Below are 19,004 nucleotides of genomic sequence, written 5' to 3' on the forward strand. Positions count from 1 at the left end.
TCGGTCGGACCACCCGCCGGTCCCTTGCCGGCAGTCGCGGTGGCCGATGCCGCATTCGCTCGCCGAACCTCGGCAGTTGAGAACCTCCCGAACGCTTTGAGAGGCTCGTGACGAACGAAGTGACGGGTTCCACGCCGGCGACCGATGTCGTCGCCGCGGAGCCCTCAAAGCGCGACCGCGTGCTGGCGCTCATCGGGCGTCGGCTGGTGCGGGCGATCCTCGTGGCGTGGGGAGTCTCCCTGCTGGCTTTCGCCATCGTGCGTATCGTCCCGGGTGACCCGGTTGCGACGCTTCTCGGGGAGGAGGCCACGCCGGACCGCGTCGAGGTGCTGCGGGAGCGGCTCCATCTCGACGGGTCGGTCGTCGAGCAGTACGGCAGTTGGATGGGCGACGTCGTCAGGGGCGACCTGGGGCAGTCGCTCCAGTCCACGAGACCGGTGCTGGACACCATCGGCGATCGGTTGCCGATCAGCCTCTGGCTCGTCGGGTTGGGCATGGTGTTCGCGCTGATCCTGGCGATACCGCTGGGCGTGATCGGAGGCCTGACGCGCTCGAACTGGTACAAACAGGGTTTCGGTCTCGGTTCGGCGGCGCTGATCGCCACGCCGCCCTTCGTGACCGGGGTGTTGCTGCTCCTGGTTTTCGGCGTGAGGCTCCAGTGGTTACCTGTCGCCGGCTACGTCGACACGTTCCCGCAGAACCTGGAGTACCTGCTGCTGCCGGCCATCGCCATCGGCATCCCCGTCGGCATGATCTTCGCCATCGTCCTGCAGGAATCCATCCGCGAGACCAACTCCGAGGAGTTCGTGGAGACGGGGCTGGTCTGGGGGCTCGCCAAGCCGCAGTTCATCTGGCGCTACCTGCTGCGGCCCTCCATCGCGCCGGTGATCGGCCTCATGGGATACATCGTGGGCGCCAACCTGGCCGCAGCCGTGGTCGTGGAGACGGTCTTCAACCTCGAGGGCATCGGCACCTACCTGGTGCGGGCGGTGCTGGCGCGTGACTATCCCGTGGTACAGGGCACGCTGTTCACGTTCGGCTTCATCGTGGTCGTCGTGCACTTCTTGAGCGACACGGTGTCCGCGCTGATCGATCCTCGCGCCCGGACGCTGTCGTGACCTCGCTGGGTGACGCCGGGACGCGGTCCGCCGGATCGGCGGCAGCGAGCGGCCTGCGCGGGCGACTCGTCGCAGGCTGGCGAGCCATGCCGCCGAGCATGAAGTTCGGCATCGCCATCATGCTCCTGATGATCATCCTGTCGATCGTCGTCCCGGCATTCAGCCCTTACGACACGCGCCGGGGCGGCCCCGACGCAAACCTGCCCCCCAGCGCCGAGTACTGGTTCGGGACCGATCATCTGGGGCGGGACGTGTTCGCACGCACCTTCGAGGCGGCGCGCATCGACATCATCCTGGCCGCGGCGGCGGTCTCGGTGCCGCTGCTGGTCGGCACGATCGTGGGCTCGATCATCGGCATCACCCGCAGCAGGCTGGTGCAGAACGCCGGGGACCTGGCCATCGAGGTCATCAACTCGTTCCCCACGCTGATCATCGTGATCGCGCTCGTGGCGGCGTTCGGGCGGGGTACCAGGGGCATCCTGCTGGGTCTGTTCATCACGGCGTGGGCACGCTACGCCAAGGTGGCGCGCGCCCGGGCTCTGATCATCCGCGACATGGACTACCTGGAGGCCGGCCGCTGCCTGGGGTACAGCCGCGCCCGCATCCTGGGCCGTCACGTGGCGCCCAACGTGTTCCCACTCACGCTCGCCTACGCCGTCAGCGACTTCGTGGTCGTGATCCTGGCGGTTGCGGGTCTGTCGTTCCTGGGAGCCGGCGTCCAGCCGCCGACCCCTGAATGGGGTGCCATGCTGAACGACGCGCGCCTGCACATCTTCCGCGCCTGGTGGCCGGTGCTGTTCCCGGGAATCATGCTCTCGATCACCGCCCTCGGCGTCTCGCTGATCGCCCAGGGGATTGGCCGGCGCGCCTCGGAGAACCTCGTCGGATGAGGATCGCGCCGTGCTGACGGTCGACGAACTCTCCATCGGGCTCCTCGGGCGGCGGGGCGAGACCATCCCCGTGATCGAGCGGGCCTGGCTCCACATCGGCGAGGGCGAGACCCTGGGCCTGGTGGGGGAGTCCGGATCGGGCAAGTCGATGCTCTGCCGGTCGCTCGTGGGAACGCTCTACCGGCACTCGGCCACGGTCACGGGCGGTTCGATCCTCTTCGAGGGGACCGAACTCACCGGAGCCACCGATGCCGTGTGGCGGGGCATCCGCGGGCACCGGATCGCGTATGTGCCCCAGAGTTCGCTGGCGGGCATCAACCCGGTTCTCACGGTCGGCACGCAGCTCATGGCGCTCGTGCGGGCGGCCCGCAGCGATACCGGCGAGGACGTCTCGCCGCGCGCCCGCGTGCGCGAGCTCCTCGAACTGGTGGAGATCCCCCGGATCGATTCGGTGATGCACGAGCGCCCACACCAGCTCTCGGGCGGGATGCGACAGCGGGTGGTCATCGCCGGTGCGCTCGCCCGCAATCCCTCCCTGCTCATCGCTGATGAGCCCACGACGGCGCTGGACGTTCGCGTGCAGGCCCGCATCCTGGACCTGCTGCGCCGGCTCCGGGAGCAACTGGGAATGTCGCTGCTGCTGGTGTCCCACGATCTCGCGGTCGTGGAGGAGGTGTGCGACTCCATCGTGGTGCTCTATGCGGGCGCGGTGATGGAGTCGGGATCGCAGGATCTGGTGCGGGAGCAATCCCGGCATCCCTACACGGCGGGACTCGTGGCGGCGGCGCACATGGAGCTGGCGGGCGGTTACGAGCCGATCCCCGGTGAGGCGCCCAGCGTCGGTGCCTGGCCGTCGGCCTGCCGCTTCCACCCGCGCTGCGGCCTCACACTGCGCCTCGGCGACGGTGTCCCGCACAGCCGCTGCTGCGAGGGTGCGCAGCCGCAGCCCACCGAAGTTGACGGGCGTCTCACGGCCTGCCTCTTCGCTTCGTCGATGGCCACCGAGGGGGCGCCGACGGTCGGGGCGCAGGTCGCCGAGGGGGAGGCGACGTGACCGGCAACGGCGCGGGACTTGCGGGCCACGACATCCGCGTGACCTTCGGGCGGGGCCACAACGCCTTCAATGCCGTGGAGGGTGCCGACATCGACGTGGCCGAGCGCGAGGTCGTCGGACTCGTGGGCGAGAGCGGGAGCGGCAAGACCACGCTCGGCAAGGTGCTGGCGCTACTGCATCGGCCGACCCTCGGGGAGGTCAGCTACCGCGGCGAACCTCTCGAGATGCCCCGCGGCGGTGCCCGCAGCGAGGTGCGCGGGCAGGTGCAGATGATCTTCCAGGACCCGTACTCCAGCCTGAACCCCAAGCAGCGGGCGATTCACGCCGTGGCCGAGGTGTTCCAGGTCTGGCAAGGCGTGTCCCGATCGGCGGCCCGCGGCTCGGCGATGGCGCTGCTGCGCGAGGTCGGGATCAGCGAGGAGCAGGCGCGGCTGTTCCCTCAGAGCCTCTCCGGCGGGCAGCGCCAGCGGGTGAGCGTCGCCCGCGCCCTTGCCGTCGAGCCACGCATCCTGATCGCGGACGAGCCCACGTCGTCCATCGACCAGTCGGCGCAGGCGCAGCTGCTGGTGCTGCTCGGGCGGCTCCAGACCGAACGGGGTCTAGGAATCCTGCTCATCACCCACGACCTGCGCCTGGTCCGCAGCTTCGCCGACCGGATGTACGTGATGCGCCGCGGCGAGTTGGTCGAGAGCGGCCCCACGGACGATCTCTTCTCGCGCCCGCAACACCCCTACACCCAGGATCTGATCGACGCGGTCCCCGGCGGGATGTTCGGTTGAACCACCGAGGCGTGCCGGACCACTGCCCGCCGCGGATCACCGGAGGGCCGGCGGGATGGGCTGCTTCCAGAGGCGGACCGTGAAGCGGTGCTCCTCCTCCACGAGATCCGGCTCGGTGCCGTTGTGGGCGCGCATACCCGGGATGATCTTGTTGCGGACCCCCATGCCGCGGGCGTCGACGTAGCGGTAGTCGCGCATGACGTTGACCAACGTCTGATTGCGGGCGTAACGCAAGCCGGCTCTCATCCCTTCGACGGTCACGGTGTTGGGCAGCCCGCCGGGGCTTTGGATCTCCAGGCGGTCCGCATAGACGGTCAGCATGATGTCGGCGCCGGCAATGCTGTAGTCGCGGTGCACGAGCGCGTTCACGACGGCCTCGCGGATCACGCTCTCGGGGTATTCCCAGCTGTCGATCCGCCGGGCGCCCTCGAGCCGCGATGCAGGCGTCGTGTTGCGCCGGACGAAGTCCCATGCCTGCTCCACCAGGCCGGGCTCCGCGAGCGAACCGTCGGCGGCCCGAAGCGGGAGCATCGGAGCGCGAAGATCCTCATCGGCGCGCGTGGCGTAGTCGGCCTCGGTGCCCGGGTAGCAGATCGCGCGGATCCCCGACTGGGGGACGAACCGCTTCGGGTTCCTGCCGAACAGCAACAATCCCTCGATCGTCGCCACGGATTGGCCGGCGGATTGCGTCATGAGATCGATGTTGGCCAAAAGGGTCCGCAGGTCTTCTTCCTCGCCGCCCCACGGATCGACGTCGTGGCCCACCGCGGCGAGGTAGTCGCGCAGCCGGCGGGCGTCAAAGGCGTCCAGGTCGGCCCCCGGCACGGGCTTGAGGCCGTACTGCAGCCGGCCCGATGCCTGGTACATCCTCTCGAGTTCCTCCGTCCGCACGGTTCTCTCGAAGGCCCGACCCCTATGGCGCGCCGGCCGGCCCGATGAATCCCGGCGCACCTCTGACCAAGACAGCCTACGCGCCCCCGCGCGCCGCCGCCGGCGCGGCTCTCGTCCTCGACGTCTGCGGGGTGCGGCCGACAGCCTGATGGCGCAGGCGCCGGACGACGCTCCCGTGCCCGTCGCCGAACCGATTGGAACTGCGGTATGAGACCAGAACGCGCAATGATCAATCTTTAGGACGCGCTATGGTGAATCTTCAGAACGCGCTATAACTAATCTCTAGAACGCGCTATAGTTGGCCGCTGGAACGCGCAATCGATCTCGGGGCAAGGCCGTTGTGAGCGAGACGCTGGCAACACTCACGATGCCCGGGCACCTTCCGCGTCTCGTGGACGCCGACGTGGAGAGTGCTCTGCGGCGGCGGGGGGCAGTCCTGATCGAAGGTGCCCGCGGCTGCGGCAAGACTTGGACCGCCCGTCGTTTCGCCCGCAGCGAGGCCCGGCTGGACGACGAAGGGACCTTGCTGCTGGCCGCGTCGGATCCCGCGGCGGTGTTGCGAGGACCCACCCCTCGCCTGCTGGACGAGTGGCAGAACGCGCCGCGGCTATGGAACCGGGTTCGGCGCGAGTGCGACGACCGTCCCGGGAGCGGTCACTTCATCCTCACCGGCTCGGCAACGCCGCAGGACGACATCACCAGGCACACCGGTACGGGACGCATCAGCCGGGTGCTGCTGCGGACGATGTCCCTCTGGGAGACGGGGCATTCCAGCGGCGCCGTGTCGATCCGGGGGCTGTTCGACGGTGAGACGGCTTCGTGCCTGCCCGAGGAGACCCGAGGGCTGCGAGAGATCGCCGCCCTCATCTGCACCGGCGGCTGGCCGCAGAACCTTGAGCAGGACGAGCACGACGCGCTCCGGTCGCTCGGCGACTATGTGAACGAGGTCATTCGGCTGGACGTTCCCGCAGCGAACGGTGTCCGCTTCAACCCGGCCGCCGTGCAACGGCTGATGCTGTCGGTCGCGCACAGCATCTCCACCGAGGCCAAGATGACGAAACTGGCGTCGGACATGAGCACCGACACGATGCCGAGCCGCAACACCGTCGCCGCGTATCTGGAAGCGCTGCGGCGCATATTCGTCGTGGAGGATCAGCCCGCGTGGTCGGTGAACCTGAACTCGAGGGCGACCCTGCGGAAGGAGGCGAAGCGCCACTTCGTCGATCCCTCGCTGGCAGCGGCCATGCTGCGAGTCACACCGGATCGTCTGCTCTCGAACCACGTCGTGTTCGGCCAGCTGTTCGAATCGCTGACGGTCCGGGACCTCCGGATCTACAGCGGGGCCGACCGCGGCAGCGTGTACCACTACCGGGACAACACCGGTCTGGAGTCCGACGCAATCATCGAGCGCACCGATGGTTCCTGGATCGCGGTCGAGGTCAAACTGAACTCCGGCGCCGCGTCGGTCGACAGAGCGGCGAGGTCGCTGCTCAGGCTCAGGAACAAGGTGGCGCTTCAACGTCGAGACGAGCTGGCCGCTCTCTTGGTCGTGACCTCCACCGGTGCCGCCTATCGCCGCCCCGACGGGATCCAGGTAGCTCCCATCACGTCTCTCAGCCCCTGATCAGCGAGAATGAGGGGACCGACTCATCACGCGCGACCTGCGCCTCGTCCGTCGCTTCGCTAACGGGTGTAGGTGATGCGTCAGGAGCACTGGTCGAGAGCGGCCCCACGGACGATCTCTTCTCGCGCCCGCGACACCCCTACACCCAGGATCTGATCGACGCGGTCCCCGGCGGGATGTTCCACTGACGCCAGTGAGTGGCAGTCAACCACATCACACCTGCGGCGGGCGTAGTTTCGAACCTGTGCCGACGGCAGCCGCAACAGCCAAGGCAAGATCGTCAAGGCGAGAGACAGCCTGGAGGTCGAGGCGGCTGACCTGCTCCACAGGTTGCGTCGGTGAGTTATCCGACTCGCGGCTTCAACAGGTGTCGGCGGCTTCGCTCATCGGCGATCGTTGCGATGCAAGCCATGTCGAGCTGTTCGGGGCATTGCTGCCTGGCCGACTCGAGTGAGGCGACCGCTCGGTGGGCGAGCGACACCGCATCCGTGGCATCACGCTTCGTGCACAGGTAGCTATGGTCGTAGTCGGCGAGTATGCGGCGGGTGTAAAGGGCGTCGAAGTCCTCTGCGAACTGCAGCAGATCCTCGTGGCACGCGGGCTTGCCGAACAGCCACGGAACCGTCCCGGAAGCCCGCAGATTGCGGCAGACGGTCCGAGCGGAACCGTGGCTCGCCAGTCGACGCACGGCATGTTGTGCTTCGGTACTCGGGAAGTGGTGAGCGATTTCCTGCGTCAGCGCGGCGAATGCTGCGTAGTACGCCGTCGAAATCGCGCGCCGGAGCCGCGCGGGCGATGGTCGCCCCCGTCCTTCGGGCATGAGGTGCTCGGCCGCCTGCAAGAGCCCTTCGGGATTGAGACCGGTTGCCGCCATGTGTCGGTCAGGCTGGCTGCAATTGCTCGCCGCGTTGATGTCCCGGTTCGGACAACTCCTCTGGGGTGCGGAACAGGCAGTGGACTGTGGCGATGTCACCGACGGCTGCGTAGGTTCGCCGCCGGTATCCGTCCAGTTGCTCCAACGGCCATTCAGCATCGTCGAGCGCCGGAAGTTCCCAGGTCGCCAGAATGATCCACTCGTCGTCGTACTCGAAGTCCGGCTCGACGGAGACGTACCGCACGCGTGCCACGTCCCCGTCCGACTCCAATTCAGCGTTGAGGTTCTCGAAAGCACCCTTCGCCTGCTCCCAGCGCTGCATATCGAGATTCTATCTGCGCCTCGTCCGTCGCTTCGCTGACGGGTGTTGGTGATGCGCCAGAAGCACTGGTCGAGAGCGGCCCCACGGAGGAGATCTTCGCCGGTTGCGCCTGCGCCTACGAGGCCGCCGCGCGAAGCCTGAGTCCGAGTGCCTGCACCACCCGGAGGACGGTGCCGAACTCCGGGTTGCCGCTCGGCGAGAGCGCCTTGTAGAGGCTCTCTCTCCCCAGTCCTGCCTCCTGAGCGACTTCGGTCATCCCCTTGGCTCTGGCGATGTCGCCGAGCACGGCTGCCACGAGCTTGGGGTCGTCCTGCTCAAGTGCCGCCTCCAGGTAGGCGACCATGTCCTCACTGGTCTCCAGGTGCTCCGCCGCGTCCCACGGCCGGGCCTCGGCTCCTTTCACAGCGTGTCCTCCTGCAAGTCGTTCGCGAGTTCCCGTGCTCGCCGGATGTCCCGACCCTGGCTGTCCTTGTCGCCGCCAGCGAGCAGGACGATCAAGGATCGGCCCCTTCGCGAAAAGTAGACCCGGTATCCGGGCCCGTAGTCGATGCGGAGTTCGGAGACACCTCCCCCAGCCGGTCTTGCGTCACCGGGGTTTCCCGGATTATCGGTGCCAGAGGATGCTGATGGGTGCTGCCCAGATACTGTCGCTCACGTCGCTTCGGATGTTGCTGACGTAGCGACCGGTTGTGAGCACCAGCCCGAGCCTGAACCTGTCCCCGAGTCGTTGCGCCAGCCATTCGATGTGCTTGATGTCAGCGGGTCTGTGCCGGTTTGCCGACTTGATCTCAACCGCCACGATGCCCCCGTCGTCGGTTTCGATGATGCCATCGATCTCATGGGTGCCCTTGTGGGTGCGAAGATGACTCAGCGCATCCTGCCTGTCGAGGGCCTCGAGTTCGGCGCGGATCTGACCGAGGGCGAATGTCTCGATGATCCTCCCGTAGAGATCGCCGTTCAGCTTCAACCGGGACAGCGGCACCTTCAGCGCTGCAATCAGCAAGCCGGAGTCACTGAACAGCATCTTCGGAGACTTGGCCAGGTAGGGAATGTCGTCACTGATGAACGCCGGAACCTCGACGGTTAGGTCCAGATCAAGGAGGATGTGCCGGTAGTCGCGGTGGGTTGCCGGATTGACCTTGGCTGCGCTGCGCAGGCTGCCGTCCTCGGGAGACCGTGCGGAATGATGGGCGGCAGCGGTGAGGTATCTGTTGAAATGGGAGGCCGAGCGCCTCGATCCGAAGAGTGGCAGGTCGCGTCGCAGGAGCACTCTCAGGTAGTCGCGGCACCATGTCTGCGAATAGGTTTCAGAGCCGCCGGCTGCACACTCGGGGTAACCACCGACCGCGGCCATGTCCAAGTATTCGAAGATGTCGGGTGTCTGTGCCGGCCGGGCCGCAGGCGGCGTGCCCGACAGTAGATCGACGACTGCGTCGGCCTGTGACGGCGGAGCGACCCGCAGACTCCTCTCGCGCACCGTCATCGGATTGAGGCGGAGAACCGCTGCCCGGCCGGTGAGTGCTTGGATCTCCGAACGGCTTTGAGGCTCGGGTGACCCGGTGAGGATGAACCGGCCCGGCCGGCGGTCCCGATCGACGGTGCGCTTGATCGCCCGCACCACTTCGGGGGCCAACTGCCACTCGTCCACCAAGAGCGGCTCTTGGAACTGCCCGAGGGCGGCTTCGGGGTTGTCCTGGAATACGGTGACCGTGGCCGTGTCGTCGAAGAACGCGCACGACTTGGCCAACTGCTGGGCCGTGGTCGTCTTGCCGACGCCGCGGGCGCCCGTCACCAGCACAACGGGGTGGGTCCGGAGAGCCCGGGCCAGTTGGGCGTCAACGAGCCGAGGAATATAGTTCACGAAGCTTATCGTAGCAGTTCTCGGCGCATTATCATAGCAGTATTCGGAATACTATCCTAGCAGCGTTCAGAGCACGGACGCAGCAGTATTCGGACGCGCTCCCGGCTCTGCCTGGGTGCCGGTGAACCATGTCGTGGTCGTCGTCAGTGCTTCGGCGCTGCCGTCGGCGAAGGGTTACGATCCGCGGCGGGGTGTGGCACCTGTTCCCGAAAGGCGAGGCGTGAAGCCGTGAACACCGATGGCACCGCCGACGGCGCGTGCGCGATGACCGTTACCGGACCGGTGCCGGTGAGCGAGCTCGGCCCCACGCACGTCCACGAGCACCTCCATATCGATTGCCGGCCGCTACTGGAGATCCACGGCTATCCGGCGGTCACCACCGAGCCGCTGAACATGTGCACGGCGGCCGAGGCGCGCTGGAACCCTGGCGGCTTCCCCGACAACTATCACCAGACCGACGTGGAGCAGGTACTGGAGGAGTTGGAGCCGTTCTACGCCGCGGGCGGGCGTACCATCGTGGAGGTCACGCCCTGCCACCTGGCGCGCGAACCGCTGATCCTGCGGGACCTCGCCCGCCGCAGCGGAGTGAACGTGATCATGGGCGGCTTCTACTATCTGGCGGCGTCGCATCCCGAAGGCACTGCCGAGCGCTCCACGGAGGACCTGGCGGCCGAGATGGTGGACGAGTGGCGCAACGGGGTGGGCGACACGGGCATCCGCCCGGGCATCATCGGCGAAGTCGGCACCTACGATCCCGTGCATCCCGAGGAGTTCCGCATGCTGCGGGCCGCCGCCTGGGCGCACAGCGAGACCGACCTGCCCATAACGATCCATCTGCACCCCTGGGGCTTCGAGGGCATCAAGGTGCTGGACGCCCTGGAGGCAGAGGGCGTCGATCCGCGGCGGGTGATCATGGGGCACATGAACACGGCCATCGCCGACCTGCCCTACCAGCTGGAGATGCTGGAGCGCGGCGCCAACCTGGCGTACGACCTGATGGGCTTCGACCATTCGCTCATCGGGCTGGGGAAGTACCCCCCGAGCGACTACGACATCGTGCAGGGCATGGTCGGGCTCGCGCAGCGGGGCCACCTCGAGCAGCTGTTCGTCTCCCAGGACATGGGCGGCGTGAAGACCCGGCTGCTGGCCTACGGCGGCTGGGGCTACGCCCACACCTTGAACCACGTGGTGCCGCTGTTCCGCAACGCAGGCTGGGGCGACGACGAGGTCGAGATCCTGATCGTCGGCAACCCGGCCCGTGTCCTGGCAGTGGAGGGGCTGAGCCGATGACGACCCAGGCACCGAAACTCCCGCTGGGGATCAACGGCGGGCGTGCCGACCTCTTCGAGGAGTTCATGCGGCAGCCCTTCGGGCGGCACACGCCCGACCTGCAGTCACTGCTCAACTACATGCGGGGGATCCCGCTCGTGGGCAAGCACTTCCTGCTGATGACCCGCTCCAACGTGGAGTGGATGCTGGCCCGGTTCACCGAGGGCGATCCGCTGGGCGTCGAGCGCCTGCCCGAGGTCGTCTTCGACGACATCGAAGAGGCCGAGCGCTACGTGTTCCGGGTGCGCTGGGCGGAGATGTTCGGCGGGCTGCCGGCGGGAGCCTCGGGTTCGGTGCCCGAGGAGCCGACGGTGGTCCGCGCCGGCTTCGAGGATCCCGAAATGCTGGCCTACGCCGACCGCCAGACGCTGCGGGCGGGTGAGGAGATCAACTTCAAGGCGTCGTGTTCCGGCGTCGAGACGTACAGGCTCGACGTCGTGCGCCTGCTCAGCCCTGACTTGGGCGACGGGCCGGACGTGCCGCCGTACGTGGCGACCGAGATGGCGACGCCGGTGTGCGGCGAGCACGCGGCCCGGCACCAGGAGATCCATCCGGGATCGTACGTAGCCGTGCCGGCGGGCGCCGGAGGCCACGCCGAGGGGGGCTTCACCATCATGCTCTCGGTGTTCCCGACGCTCCTGGCCGCCGGTCATCAGATGCTGTTCGGCACGTACTGCAACGACACGGCTACCGGTGCCGGTCTCTTCCTGTCTCCCGACGGGCATCTGGGGTTCGTCGTTGGCGACGGGATGATCGGGGAGGTCGTCCTCAGCGATGTCGCTGTCGCCGAGTCCCGCTGGACCTGCGTTGCCGTGAGTTGCGACGGTGCCGGTGGGATCACGTTCAGTGCCGGCGGTCTCGCGTCGCACCGCCTCGAGGATCGCGGCTGGGTGCATGAGCAGCACCATGGAGGCCCGGTCGCAGGTCTCGGAGAGGCTCCCATCCTCATCGGCGCCGAACAGACCGGGGCGGGCCACGCGGTCTCGTGTTTCAACGGCCGGCTCGAGCGCCCGCGGCTGTACGGGCGCGCCCTCGACGACGCCGAGATCGAAGCCGTCGCCGAGCGGGGCCCTGCGGCGGTCGCAGAGGGAGCGCTCGGGGACTGGGATTTCTCCGTCGACATCGGCAGCGAGGACATCTTCGACGTCTCGGGCAACGATCGCCACGGCACCATCGTCAACATGCCGACGCGCGGGGTCGGCGGCTCCAACTGGTCCGGGCTGACGTCGGACTGGCGGGCGGCCCCCGGGGAGTACGGGGCGATCCACTTCCACTGCGACGACATCAGCGACGCCCTCTGGGAGACCACGCAGACGCTGCGCGTTCCAGACGACTGGGCCAGCGGCTGCTACGCGGGCCGGTTCCGGGCCGGCGAGGCGGTGTTCTGGGTGCCGTTCGCGGTGCGCCCGGCCGCGGGTGCGCCCACGAGCGACGTGGCGTTCCTGCTGCCGACCGCCACGTACGGCGCCTACGCGAACTTGCAGATGCGCGTGGTCAGCCCGTTCAACGAGATGATCCACGGGCGTCTGACCGTGCTCGACGAGACCGACCTGCTGATGTTGCGCTTCGGTGAGATCGGCGGGTGTACCTACGACAACCACGCCGACGGCAGCACGGTCGTGCACTCCTCGATGCACCGACCGGTCACCAACTTCCGCCCGCACGGCCGCATGTACAAGTTCTGCCAGGATCTGCTGATCGTGGCGTGGCTGGAGCGCACGGGCGTCGGCTACGACACCATCACCGACGACGACCTGGATCGGGAAGGTCTCGCGGCACTCGCCCCCTACCGGGTCCTCGTCACGAGTTCGCATCCCGAGTACACGAGCACGCCAATGATGGACGCCGTCGAGGGCTTCGTGCGTCGCGGCGGACGGCTGATGAATCTCGGCGGCAACACCTACTGGCACCGCATCGCCTACCACCCCACTCGCTCGGGGATGACCGAGGTGCGCAGGCCCGACCTGCCGCGGATCTGGCGTGCCGACGCCAGCCAGGCCCACGACACGCTCACCGGCGAGCCTGCCGGCACGTGGATCGGCATCGGCCGGGGACCGCACACGATCGGCGGCGTGGGGTTCATCACGCAGGGCTTCGACACCTGCTCCTACTACCGCCGCACGGCGGCCAGTCACGACCCGCGGGCCGCCTTCATCTTCGAGGGCGTCGCGGAGGAGATCATCGGCGACTTCGGCATCCTGCAGGGCGGGGCGGCCGGCTACGAGATCGAGCGGGTCGACGCCGGACTGGGCACGCCGGCGCACACGCTGCTGCTGGCGTCCTCGGAGAACCACTCGAACCTCTACGACCTCATGGTGGCGTCGATCGGCGATGTCCTGCCGAACACCGACCCCGATGCGCCCGAGAAGATCCGCGCCGACATGGTGTTCTTCGAGACCCCCGGCGGGGGTGCCGTCTTCTCCACCGGGTCGATCGCCTGGTCAGGCAGCCTCGGCAACTTCGGCTACGACAACAACGTCGCCGCTGTCAGCAACAACGTGCTGCGCCGCTTCATGGATCCCGAGCCGTTCGTCATGCCCGCCGGAATCACCTGATTGTGATGCTCCCACGCGGCTACCTGCTCGCCGCCTTTCCGGCGAAGGCCGGAATCCAGTGCCAGTGGAGCAGTTCTCGTGACTGATCACGCGGGCGTCGGCTACGGGGCTTTGGGAGCCGGCCTGGAGGGCCGCGGCGTGATCGTGACCGGCGCCGCCCGCGGGGTCGGAGCCGCCACGGCGCGGGCCATGGCGGCCGCCGGCGCCCGGGTGGCCGCCTTGGACATCAACGCCGCCGGGCTGGCCGGGTTGGTCGCGGGACTGGACGGCACGGGACACCGTGCGATCACGTTCGACCTGCGCGATGTGGCGGCCATCGACGATCTCGTGGCCGGGATCATCGAGGATCTCGGCGACATCTGGGCGCTCGCCCACGTGGCGGCTCTGCTGCGGCGCCAGGACGTCGATGATGTGACGCCCGAGGACTGGGACGCCCAGAACGACGTCAACATGAAGGCCACGTTCTTCCTGAACAGGGCTGTCGGCAACGCCATGATCGCCGCCGGCGGTGGCGGGAGGATCATCAACTTCAGTTCGGGGGGATGGTGGAACGGGCCCGTGTTCGGCAGCGACGCCTATCTCGCGGGCAAGGCCGGTGTGATCACGCTCAGCCGCGGCTTCGCCCGCCGCTTCGGCCCGCACGGCATTCTCGTGAACTCCATCGCGCCCGGCCAGGTCGACACACCGATGCAGCACGACGACCTGCCCCCCGAGATAGAGGAGGCCTCGACGAAGGCCTGCCCCGTGGGCCGGATCGGGCAGCCCGAGGAGTTGGCCGCCGTCGTGGTGTTCCTGGCGTCGATCCATGCCGGCTTCGTCAACGGCGCCACGCTCAACGTGAGCGGGGGCGGCCTCATCTACTGAGCGGGCCGTGACCGAGGGGTTCACTCTCCCCGTTCCCAGCGCCGCGAGAGCGCCGAGGGCGGCCTGCCACCTCCCGTCCGCCACCCCCGGTGGCCATCGGGGGCGAATGTGACGACGGCCGTGGAGGTTCGCTGGGCCCTGGCCCCCGACGCGCTGTTCGACGGTGAGCGGTTGCGGCGGGCCCACGCCGTCGTGGTCGAGGGCGAGCGCGTCGTCGGCGTCGAAGCAGTGGGGGCGTTGCCGGACGGCATGGAGGCGCGTCAACTGCCCGGTTGCACGCTGCTGCCGGGTCTGATCGACTGCCACACTCACATCTCGGACTGGATGCTCCCGGCGTTCCTGGCGGCCGGGGTCACGGCGATACGCGACACCGGCAACGACCCGGTCTGGATCCTCGATCGCCGCGAGCGCACCAGAGCCGACCCGATGGCGGGCCCCGACATTCTCTGCTGCGGCCCCCTGCTGGACGGCGACTCGGCGTTCTGGCCGCGGATCGGGCGCCCGCATACCGACGCGGCGGCGATCCGGCGCTCGGTCGACGAGATGGCCGAGCGCGGCGTGGATGCCGTGAAGCTCTACGTGCACCTGACCACCGAGCAGATCGGCGCCGCGGCGACCCAGGCCGACCGCCGCGGTCTGCCGCTCCTTGCCCACCTGGGTCCGTCGGTGGACCTGGCCACGGCAGTCTCGGCGGGCGTGCGCGAGGTGCAGCACCTCACGGGCTGCGTCCACCACGTCGAGGGGTGGCGGACCAACGTGGAGGAGGTGGCCGAGTCAGCCGCCTCACTTGCTGCGGCGGGTGTCGTCCAGTGCCCGACTCTGGTGGTCTGGGACCGGCTCTGCCGCCTGAGCGACGCAGCATTCCTCCACGACCGGCGCGACCGCTGGGTCCACCCGGACGTCGCCGCCGTCTGGCATCGCTTCCCGCACCGCACCGGCGAGGTGACCGACCGCCTGGACCGCCAGCGCAGCGTCAACACCATGAAGCGGATCCTGGGCGCCCTGGCCGCCGCCGGCTGCACCGTCATCGCCGGCTCCGACTCGCCGTTCCCTCACCTGGTGCCCGGGTTCTCCCTGCACGACGAACTGTCGCTACTGGTCGACGCCGGCCTCGACCCCGCGGCCGCCCTGGCGTCGGCCACGTCGGTCGCCGCCGACCGGCTCGGCCTCGCCGACGCCGGGCGGATCAGACCGGGCTCGATCGCCGACATGGTCGCGGTGGACGGTGATCCCCTCGACGACATCCGCGTGCTGTCGGACGTGCGCCTCGTGCTGCGCCGGGGACGCATCGTGGATTTCGACGCACTGGCCGCAACCGCCGCCGAGGCGTTCGCCCGGCCGCCCGAGGACCCTTTCTCCCAACTGATGATCGACTTCGCCACGCCGGCGGCCGGCGGGAGCTAGCGCGCCTCGGCGTCCCTCTTCTCGTCATTCCGGCGGAGGCCGGAATCCAGGGCCCGAATCCACTGTCCGGCGGTCCGGGTGGCGCTGCGGGCCGACGACCCGGCGCCCTCCTACAGGAACCCGCCGTCGAGTACCCGCTGCTCGGCGCCGGAGGGGCTGTAGAGGAAGTAGACAGTCACCGGCTCGTCGCCGTCGTTCACGAACTGGTGGTCGGTGCCGGGCGGGGTGTACACCACGTCACCGGGTGCCACCGGCCTGTCCTCGTCGCCGATCCGCGCCCGCCCCTGGCCCGACAGGATCATCCAGACCTCCGTCGTTCCGGGGTGGGAATGGCGCGTCCCGACGACCCCGGCGGGAATCTGGGTCATCCCGACCGCGAAGTCGCCCATCCCCTCCTGCAGCAGCGGGGACAGCAACACCCGCACGTCGCGGGTTGCCGGGGCCGGGGTCACGAAGCCGACACCGTCGTCGCGGTTCAGGAACAGCGGCTCGTTGGCCGTTGGGTTCGATGTCATCGTGTCGATCTCCTGATCGTGGCCGGAGCCGGCTCAGACCCGCCGCGGGTCGGTGTTGTCACCGAAGGCGTACTCGGGTCCTTTCACCGTGCCCACGCCGTAGCCGGTGCCCCAGTCGTAGGGGGGATCGCCGGCCTGCTCCTCGGCCCACTGCTTCAGCGGGATGTTGTCCCAGTCGGCGGCGAACCAGTACTGCGAGTCGGGGTGGTTCTTCGGGTCGGGTCCGAGGGGGTGGGAGAGGTTGCCCATGGCGCCCAGCAGCTGGCGGCGGATGGGGTCACTGCGGGCCACGAGGTCGGGATCCTGCTCCACGTGGCCGGACGGGCGGATCCAGCGGGGCGCGTAGCTGATGTAGAGGGCGCGGCGCTCGTGCGTGCCCAGGTTCGGGCCGGCGGCGTGCAGCAGCGTGGGGCGCCACATCATGAGGCTGCCCGGCGGCACCTTCAACTCGAAGACGTCCTCGGGGCGGATGTCCTCCCGCCAGCGGGCCCGCCGCTCCATGCCCCAGAGGTGGCTGCCGGGCACGAAGAGGATGGAGGCGTGGCCGGGCTCGGTGGCGTCGGAGACGTACCAGCCGATCTTGAAGTCCAGCCAGGGCATCGGGCCGTCGATGCCGATGCCCGTGAACTCCTCCTCGTAGTCGAAGTGCCAGCCCAGCGAGAGGGCCGACGGGTGCCGGCCGGGCGTGGGTGGTGTCCAGAGAATTACGCTGTCGCGGTTCTGCAGGTTCCAACCCACGATGTCGACCACGTAGCGCAGGATGTCCGGCCGATCCATGAGGTTCAGGAACGCCTCGTGCTTCACGAGCCCGTTGCGGCAGCTGAGCTGGGCGTCGGGGGCCATGCCGCGCTCGCGGCGGAGCCGTGCCCCGACCTCCTCGAAGGCATCGTTGAGGACCGCCACCTCGCCGGCGTCCAGGTACTCCTCGATGACGAAGAACCCCTGGGTGTTCAGGAGTTCCTTCTGCTCCGACGTTGCTGCCAGTGCCACTGAGCTCCCCCCGTCCGGATCGGTTGCCGAACGCCGAGGCTAACGGAGAATCGGCGGCCGGTCGCACCCCGCGCCGGGGTCCCGCGGTCCCCCTGGCCGCGGATCATGGCGTCTCCGCCGGTGACCGGACACGATTCTGACCGCCGGAGCGACATTTACTATGCTGCCCCGGACGTTTGGTCGTGGCCGTTGCGGGCTGCGGACACGGAATGAGGGAGAGAACATGATTTCCAGACGTAGGAATCTCTGGCTGGCCGCCGCACTTGGGGTGGCGTTAGCTCTGGTGGCAAGTGCCTGTGCCGCGGATGACTCGGCCCAGGATGCAGCCGACGCGGCGATGGCCGAGGCCGGTGCCGCCCGCTCGGATGCTTCTGCGGCGATGTCCGAAGCACAGAGTGCTGGCTCGGCCGCTGCTGCCGGAGCGGCCGACGCTGCCGCGGCAGGTGCCGAGGCCAGTGCGGCGAGCGCGACCGCAGACGCCGCCGCCGCCGCAGCCGATGCGGCGAGCGCCGAGGCGGCCGCGGCAAGCGCCGCCGCCGACGCAGCCGAGGCTGCCGCCGACCTCGCACTCGCGACCGCCGAGGGCAGCGAGGAAGCCGTGGCGGCCGCCGAAGCGGCCCTTGCCGACGCGCAGGCCGCAGCCGAGGCCGCCAGTGACGAGGCTGCTTCCGCGAGGGCAGAGGCCGCCGCCGCCCAGGCCGACGCCGAGGCCGCCCAGGCTGAGGCCGCCGCCGCCCAGGAAGAGGCCGCTGCTGCTCAGGCTGAGGCCGCCTCGGCTCGCGAGGAGGCGGCTACGGCTCGCGAGGAGGCGGCCGATGTGGCCCGCCACAACGTGAGGGCCATCGCGGGCGACTACGAGGCGGTCATCCGCCCCGCCACCCAGCGTTGGACGATCGGCCACGCCGACGGCCTTGCCGGCATCCCGTTCACCGACTCGGTCACCGACAGCATCTACGAGGTCGCCGACGCCATGGGCGTGGACATCATCTTCTGCGACAACGCCTACGACCAGGAGAAGACCGTCGAGTGCGCCAACCTGATCGTGGCGCAGGAGGCCGACGGTGTGATCTTCGCCAACTGGATCGCCGGCACCGAGGAGCTGATCGCGGGCATCTACATCGACGGCGGTCTGCCCTGCATCACCTGGGACGGCCCGCATCCGGGTTGCAAGAACTTCGGTCCCGACAACTTCGAGGCCTCCGTCGAGGCTGGCCGCTACCTGGCGGGCTTCGCCCAGGAGCAGGGCTGGGATCCCGCCGAGACCGAACTGGTGGTCATCTGGACCCAGGGCGTGCAGGTCATGGGCGAGCGTCGCGACGGTGCGATCGCCGGCGTGCTGGAGTCCTTCCCCATCCCCGAGGAGAACATCCACGTGGACATCCCGCACGCGGCACTCGACGACGTGTTCCCGCTGGTGACGGACTGGGCGACCGCCAACCCCGACGCCAAGAACGTGCTCTGCTTCGGCCACAGCGACCAGCCCGGCGTGGACTGCGCCCTGGCCCTGGAGCAGGCCGGCTTCCTCGGCCGGGCCGCGGCGGCCAGCCTGGGTGCCTCCGACGAGGCGCTCGTGGACCTGCGCCAGCGCACCGACGAGGAGTCGGTCTTCAAGGCCACCATCTCGTTCTTCCCCGAGCGCTACGGGCAGTACCTGGTGCCGGCCGTGGTGGACATGCTCGAGGGCCGGATCGTGCCCGACCGGGTCATCCCTGCGGTGGAGCCGGTAACCCGCGAGACCGTCCACGAGTTGTACCCCGAGTAGGCGATCAGCACGGATCGGCGTGTGCATCCCGGCGGACATCCGCCGGGATGCACAACGCCCGGTCGTGCGCCAGTTGCCCTTCCTTGAGCGGAGGTGGCCATGATCGACTCGATAGTCCGCACGAATCCGCTGGCGTGATGACCCGTCCCTGTTCGCCGACCTACGGGGAGTC

18 protein-coding genes and 1 pseudogene are annotated in these 19,004 nt (G+C 68.8%); 11 read left to right on the top strand and 8 right to left on the bottom strand.

The window, feature by feature from the left end; all coding sequences use genetic code 11:
* The first annotated feature begins 107 nt into the window (after positions 1-107).
* From OXG55_10415 to OXG55_10430, 4 genes are read left to right on the top strand one after another with little or no spacing between them, the layout of a single operon-like run.
* Positions 108-1,118, top strand: a complete 1,011-nt coding sequence (locus OXG55_10415) for an ABC transporter permease (protein MCY4103654.1) — start codon at positions 108-110, stop codon at positions 1,116-1,118.
* On the top strand, positions 1,115-2,008 hold the full coding sequence (locus tag OXG55_10420; protein MCY4103655.1) for an ABC transporter permease: 894 nt from the start codon (positions 1,115-1,117) through the stop codon (positions 2,006-2,008). Before OXG55_10415 ends, OXG55_10420 begins: the two co-directional genes overlap by 4 nt.
* Before the next feature lie 10 nt (positions 2,009-2,018).
* Entirely contained in the window at positions 2,019-3,062 is a 1,044-nt protein-coding gene (locus tag OXG55_10425) for an ABC transporter ATP-binding protein (GenBank protein MCY4103656.1), read from the top strand.
* Positions 3,059-3,841: an ABC transporter ATP-binding protein gene (locus OXG55_10430; GenBank protein MCY4103657.1), complete on the top strand. Its 783-nt coding sequence runs from the start codon at positions 3,059-3,061 to the stop codon at positions 3,839-3,841. Before OXG55_10425 ends, OXG55_10430 begins: the two co-directional genes overlap by 4 nt.
* Positions 3,842-3,877: 36 nt before the next feature.
* Here OXG55_10430 and OXG55_10435 read toward each other — a convergent pair whose 3' ends face one another.
* Positions 3,878-4,708 carry a hypothetical protein gene (locus tag OXG55_10435; GenBank protein MCY4103658.1) on the bottom strand — a complete coding sequence of 277 codons (831 nt, stop codon included), beginning with the start codon at positions 4,706-4,708 and terminating at the stop codon, positions 3,878-3,880.
* 364 nt (positions 4,709-5,072) lie between these two features.
* Here OXG55_10435 and OXG55_10440 point away from each other — a divergent pair, with 364 nt between their 5' ends.
* Both OXG55_10440 and OXG55_10445 read left to right on the top strand, forming a co-directional pair.
* A complete protein-coding gene (locus tag OXG55_10440; protein ID MCY4103659.1) occupies positions 5,073-6,356 on the top strand; it encodes a DUF4143 domain-containing protein in 1,284 nt (427 codons plus the stop codon).
* An 89-nt stretch (positions 6,357-6,445) separates the two neighbouring features.
* Positions 6,446-6,544, top strand: a complete 99-nt coding sequence (locus OXG55_10445) for a hypothetical protein (protein MCY4103660.1) — start codon at positions 6,446-6,448, stop codon at positions 6,542-6,544.
* Between the two features lie 155 nt (positions 6,545-6,699).
* On the opposite strand, the gene OXG55_10450 is transcribed toward OXG55_10445, so the two are convergent.
* The 5 genes and pseudogenes from OXG55_10450 to OXG55_10470 all read right to left on the bottom strand — a co-directional run bounded on the left by OXG55_10450 (position 6,700) and on the right by OXG55_10470 (position 9,413).
* A complete protein-coding gene (locus tag OXG55_10450; protein ID MCY4103661.1) occupies positions 6,700-7,230 on the bottom strand; it encodes a hypothetical protein in 531 nt (176 codons plus the stop codon).
* 7 nt (positions 7,231-7,237) lie between these two features.
* Positions 7,238-7,552: a hypothetical protein gene (locus OXG55_10455; GenBank protein ID MCY4103662.1), complete on the bottom strand. Its 315-nt coding sequence runs from the start codon at positions 7,550-7,552 to the stop codon at positions 7,238-7,240.
* Positions 7,553-7,667: 115 nt separating this feature from the next.
* Positions 7,668-7,955, bottom strand: a complete 288-nt coding sequence (locus OXG55_10460; GenBank protein MCY4103663.1) for a putative addiction module antidote protein — start codon at positions 7,953-7,955, stop codon at positions 7,668-7,670.
* Positions 7,952-8,152, bottom strand: a pseudogene (locus tag OXG55_10465) (type II toxin-antitoxin system RelE/ParE family toxin). Before OXG55_10465 ends, OXG55_10460 begins: the two are co-directional and overlap by 4 nt.
* A gap of 4 nt (positions 8,153-8,156) precedes the next feature.
* Positions 8,157-9,413, bottom strand: coding sequence for a DUF4143 domain-containing protein (locus OXG55_10470; protein ID MCY4103664.1), 1,257 nt, complete (start codon positions 9,411-9,413; stop codon positions 8,157-8,159).
* A 228-nt stretch (positions 9,414-9,641) separates the two neighbouring features.
* On the opposite strand from OXG55_10470, the gene OXG55_10475 reads away from it, so the two are divergent.
* From OXG55_10475 to OXG55_10490, 4 genes are all read left to right on the top strand, one after another.
* Complete coding sequence (locus tag OXG55_10475) at positions 9,642-10,703, top strand: hypothetical protein (protein MCY4103665.1); 1,062 nt, start codon at positions 9,642-9,644, stop codon at positions 10,701-10,703.
* Positions 10,700-13,297: a hypothetical protein gene (locus OXG55_10480; GenBank protein ID MCY4103666.1), complete on the top strand. Its 2,598-nt coding sequence runs from the start codon at positions 10,700-10,702 to the stop codon at positions 13,295-13,297. Before OXG55_10475 ends, OXG55_10480 begins: the two co-directional genes overlap by 4 nt.
* Before the next feature lie 78 nt (positions 13,298-13,375).
* The gene (locus OXG55_10485; protein ID MCY4103667.1) at positions 13,376-14,161 is read left to right on the top strand and encodes an SDR family oxidoreductase; all 786 of its coding nucleotides are present in this window, start codon (positions 13,376-13,378) and stop codon (positions 14,159-14,161) included.
* 108 nt (positions 14,162-14,269) lie between these two features.
* Positions 14,270-15,565 carry an amidohydrolase family protein gene (locus OXG55_10490; GenBank protein ID MCY4103668.1) on the top strand — a complete coding sequence of 432 codons (1,296 nt, stop codon included), beginning with the start codon at positions 14,270-14,272 and terminating at the stop codon, positions 15,563-15,565.
* A 110-nt stretch (positions 15,566-15,675) separates the two neighbouring features.
* On the opposite strand, the gene OXG55_10495 is transcribed toward OXG55_10490, so the two are convergent.
* Positions 15,676-16,080: a cupin domain-containing protein gene (locus OXG55_10495; protein ID MCY4103669.1), complete on the bottom strand. Its 405-nt coding sequence runs from the start codon at positions 16,078-16,080 to the stop codon at positions 15,676-15,678.
* 33 nt (positions 16,081-16,113) lie between these two features.
* Complete coding sequence (locus tag OXG55_10500) at positions 16,114-17,070, bottom strand: phytanoyl-CoA dioxygenase family protein (protein ID MCY4103670.1); 957 nt, start codon at positions 17,068-17,070, stop codon at positions 16,114-16,116.
* A 223-nt stretch (positions 17,071-17,293) separates the two neighbouring features.
* Between OXG55_10500 and OXG55_10505 the strand changes: the two genes are divergently transcribed.
* A complete protein-coding gene (locus tag OXG55_10505; GenBank protein ID MCY4103671.1) occupies positions 17,294-18,832 on the top strand; it encodes a hypothetical protein in 1,539 nt (512 codons plus the stop codon).
* The last annotated feature ends 172 nt before the right edge of the window (positions 18,833-19,004 follow it).

It is taken from the genome of bacterium (assembly GCA_026708055.1).
In the GTDB taxonomy this organism is placed as follows: domain Bacteria; phylum Actinomycetota; class Acidimicrobiia; order Acidimicrobiales; family CATQHL01; genus VXNF01.

Bases quoted from the DNA above. Each gene is read 5' to 3' on its own strand.
- OXG55_10455 (MCY4103662.1), bottom strand. From the start codon at position 7,552: ATGCAGCGCTGGGAGCAGGCGAAGGGTGCTTTCGAGAACCTCAACGCT.
- OXG55_10435 (MCY4103658.1), bottom strand. From the start codon at position 4,708: ATGTACCAGGCATCGGGCCGGCTGCAGTACGGCCTCAAGCCCGTGCCG.
- OXG55_10480 (MCY4103666.1), top strand. From the start codon at position 10,700: ATGACGACCCAGGCACCGAAACTCCCGCTGGGGATCAACGGCGGGCGT.
- OXG55_10495 (MCY4103669.1), bottom strand. From the start codon at position 16,080: ATGACATCGAACCCAACGGCCAACGAGCCGCTGTTCCTGAACCGCGAC.
- OXG55_10450 (MCY4103661.1), bottom strand. From the start codon at position 7,230: ATGGCGGCAACCGGTCTCAATCCCGAAGGGCTCTTGCAGGCGGCCGAG.
- OXG55_10505 (MCY4103671.1), top strand. From the start codon at position 17,294: ATGATTTCCAGACGTAGGAATCTCTGGCTGGCCGCCGCACTTGGGGTG.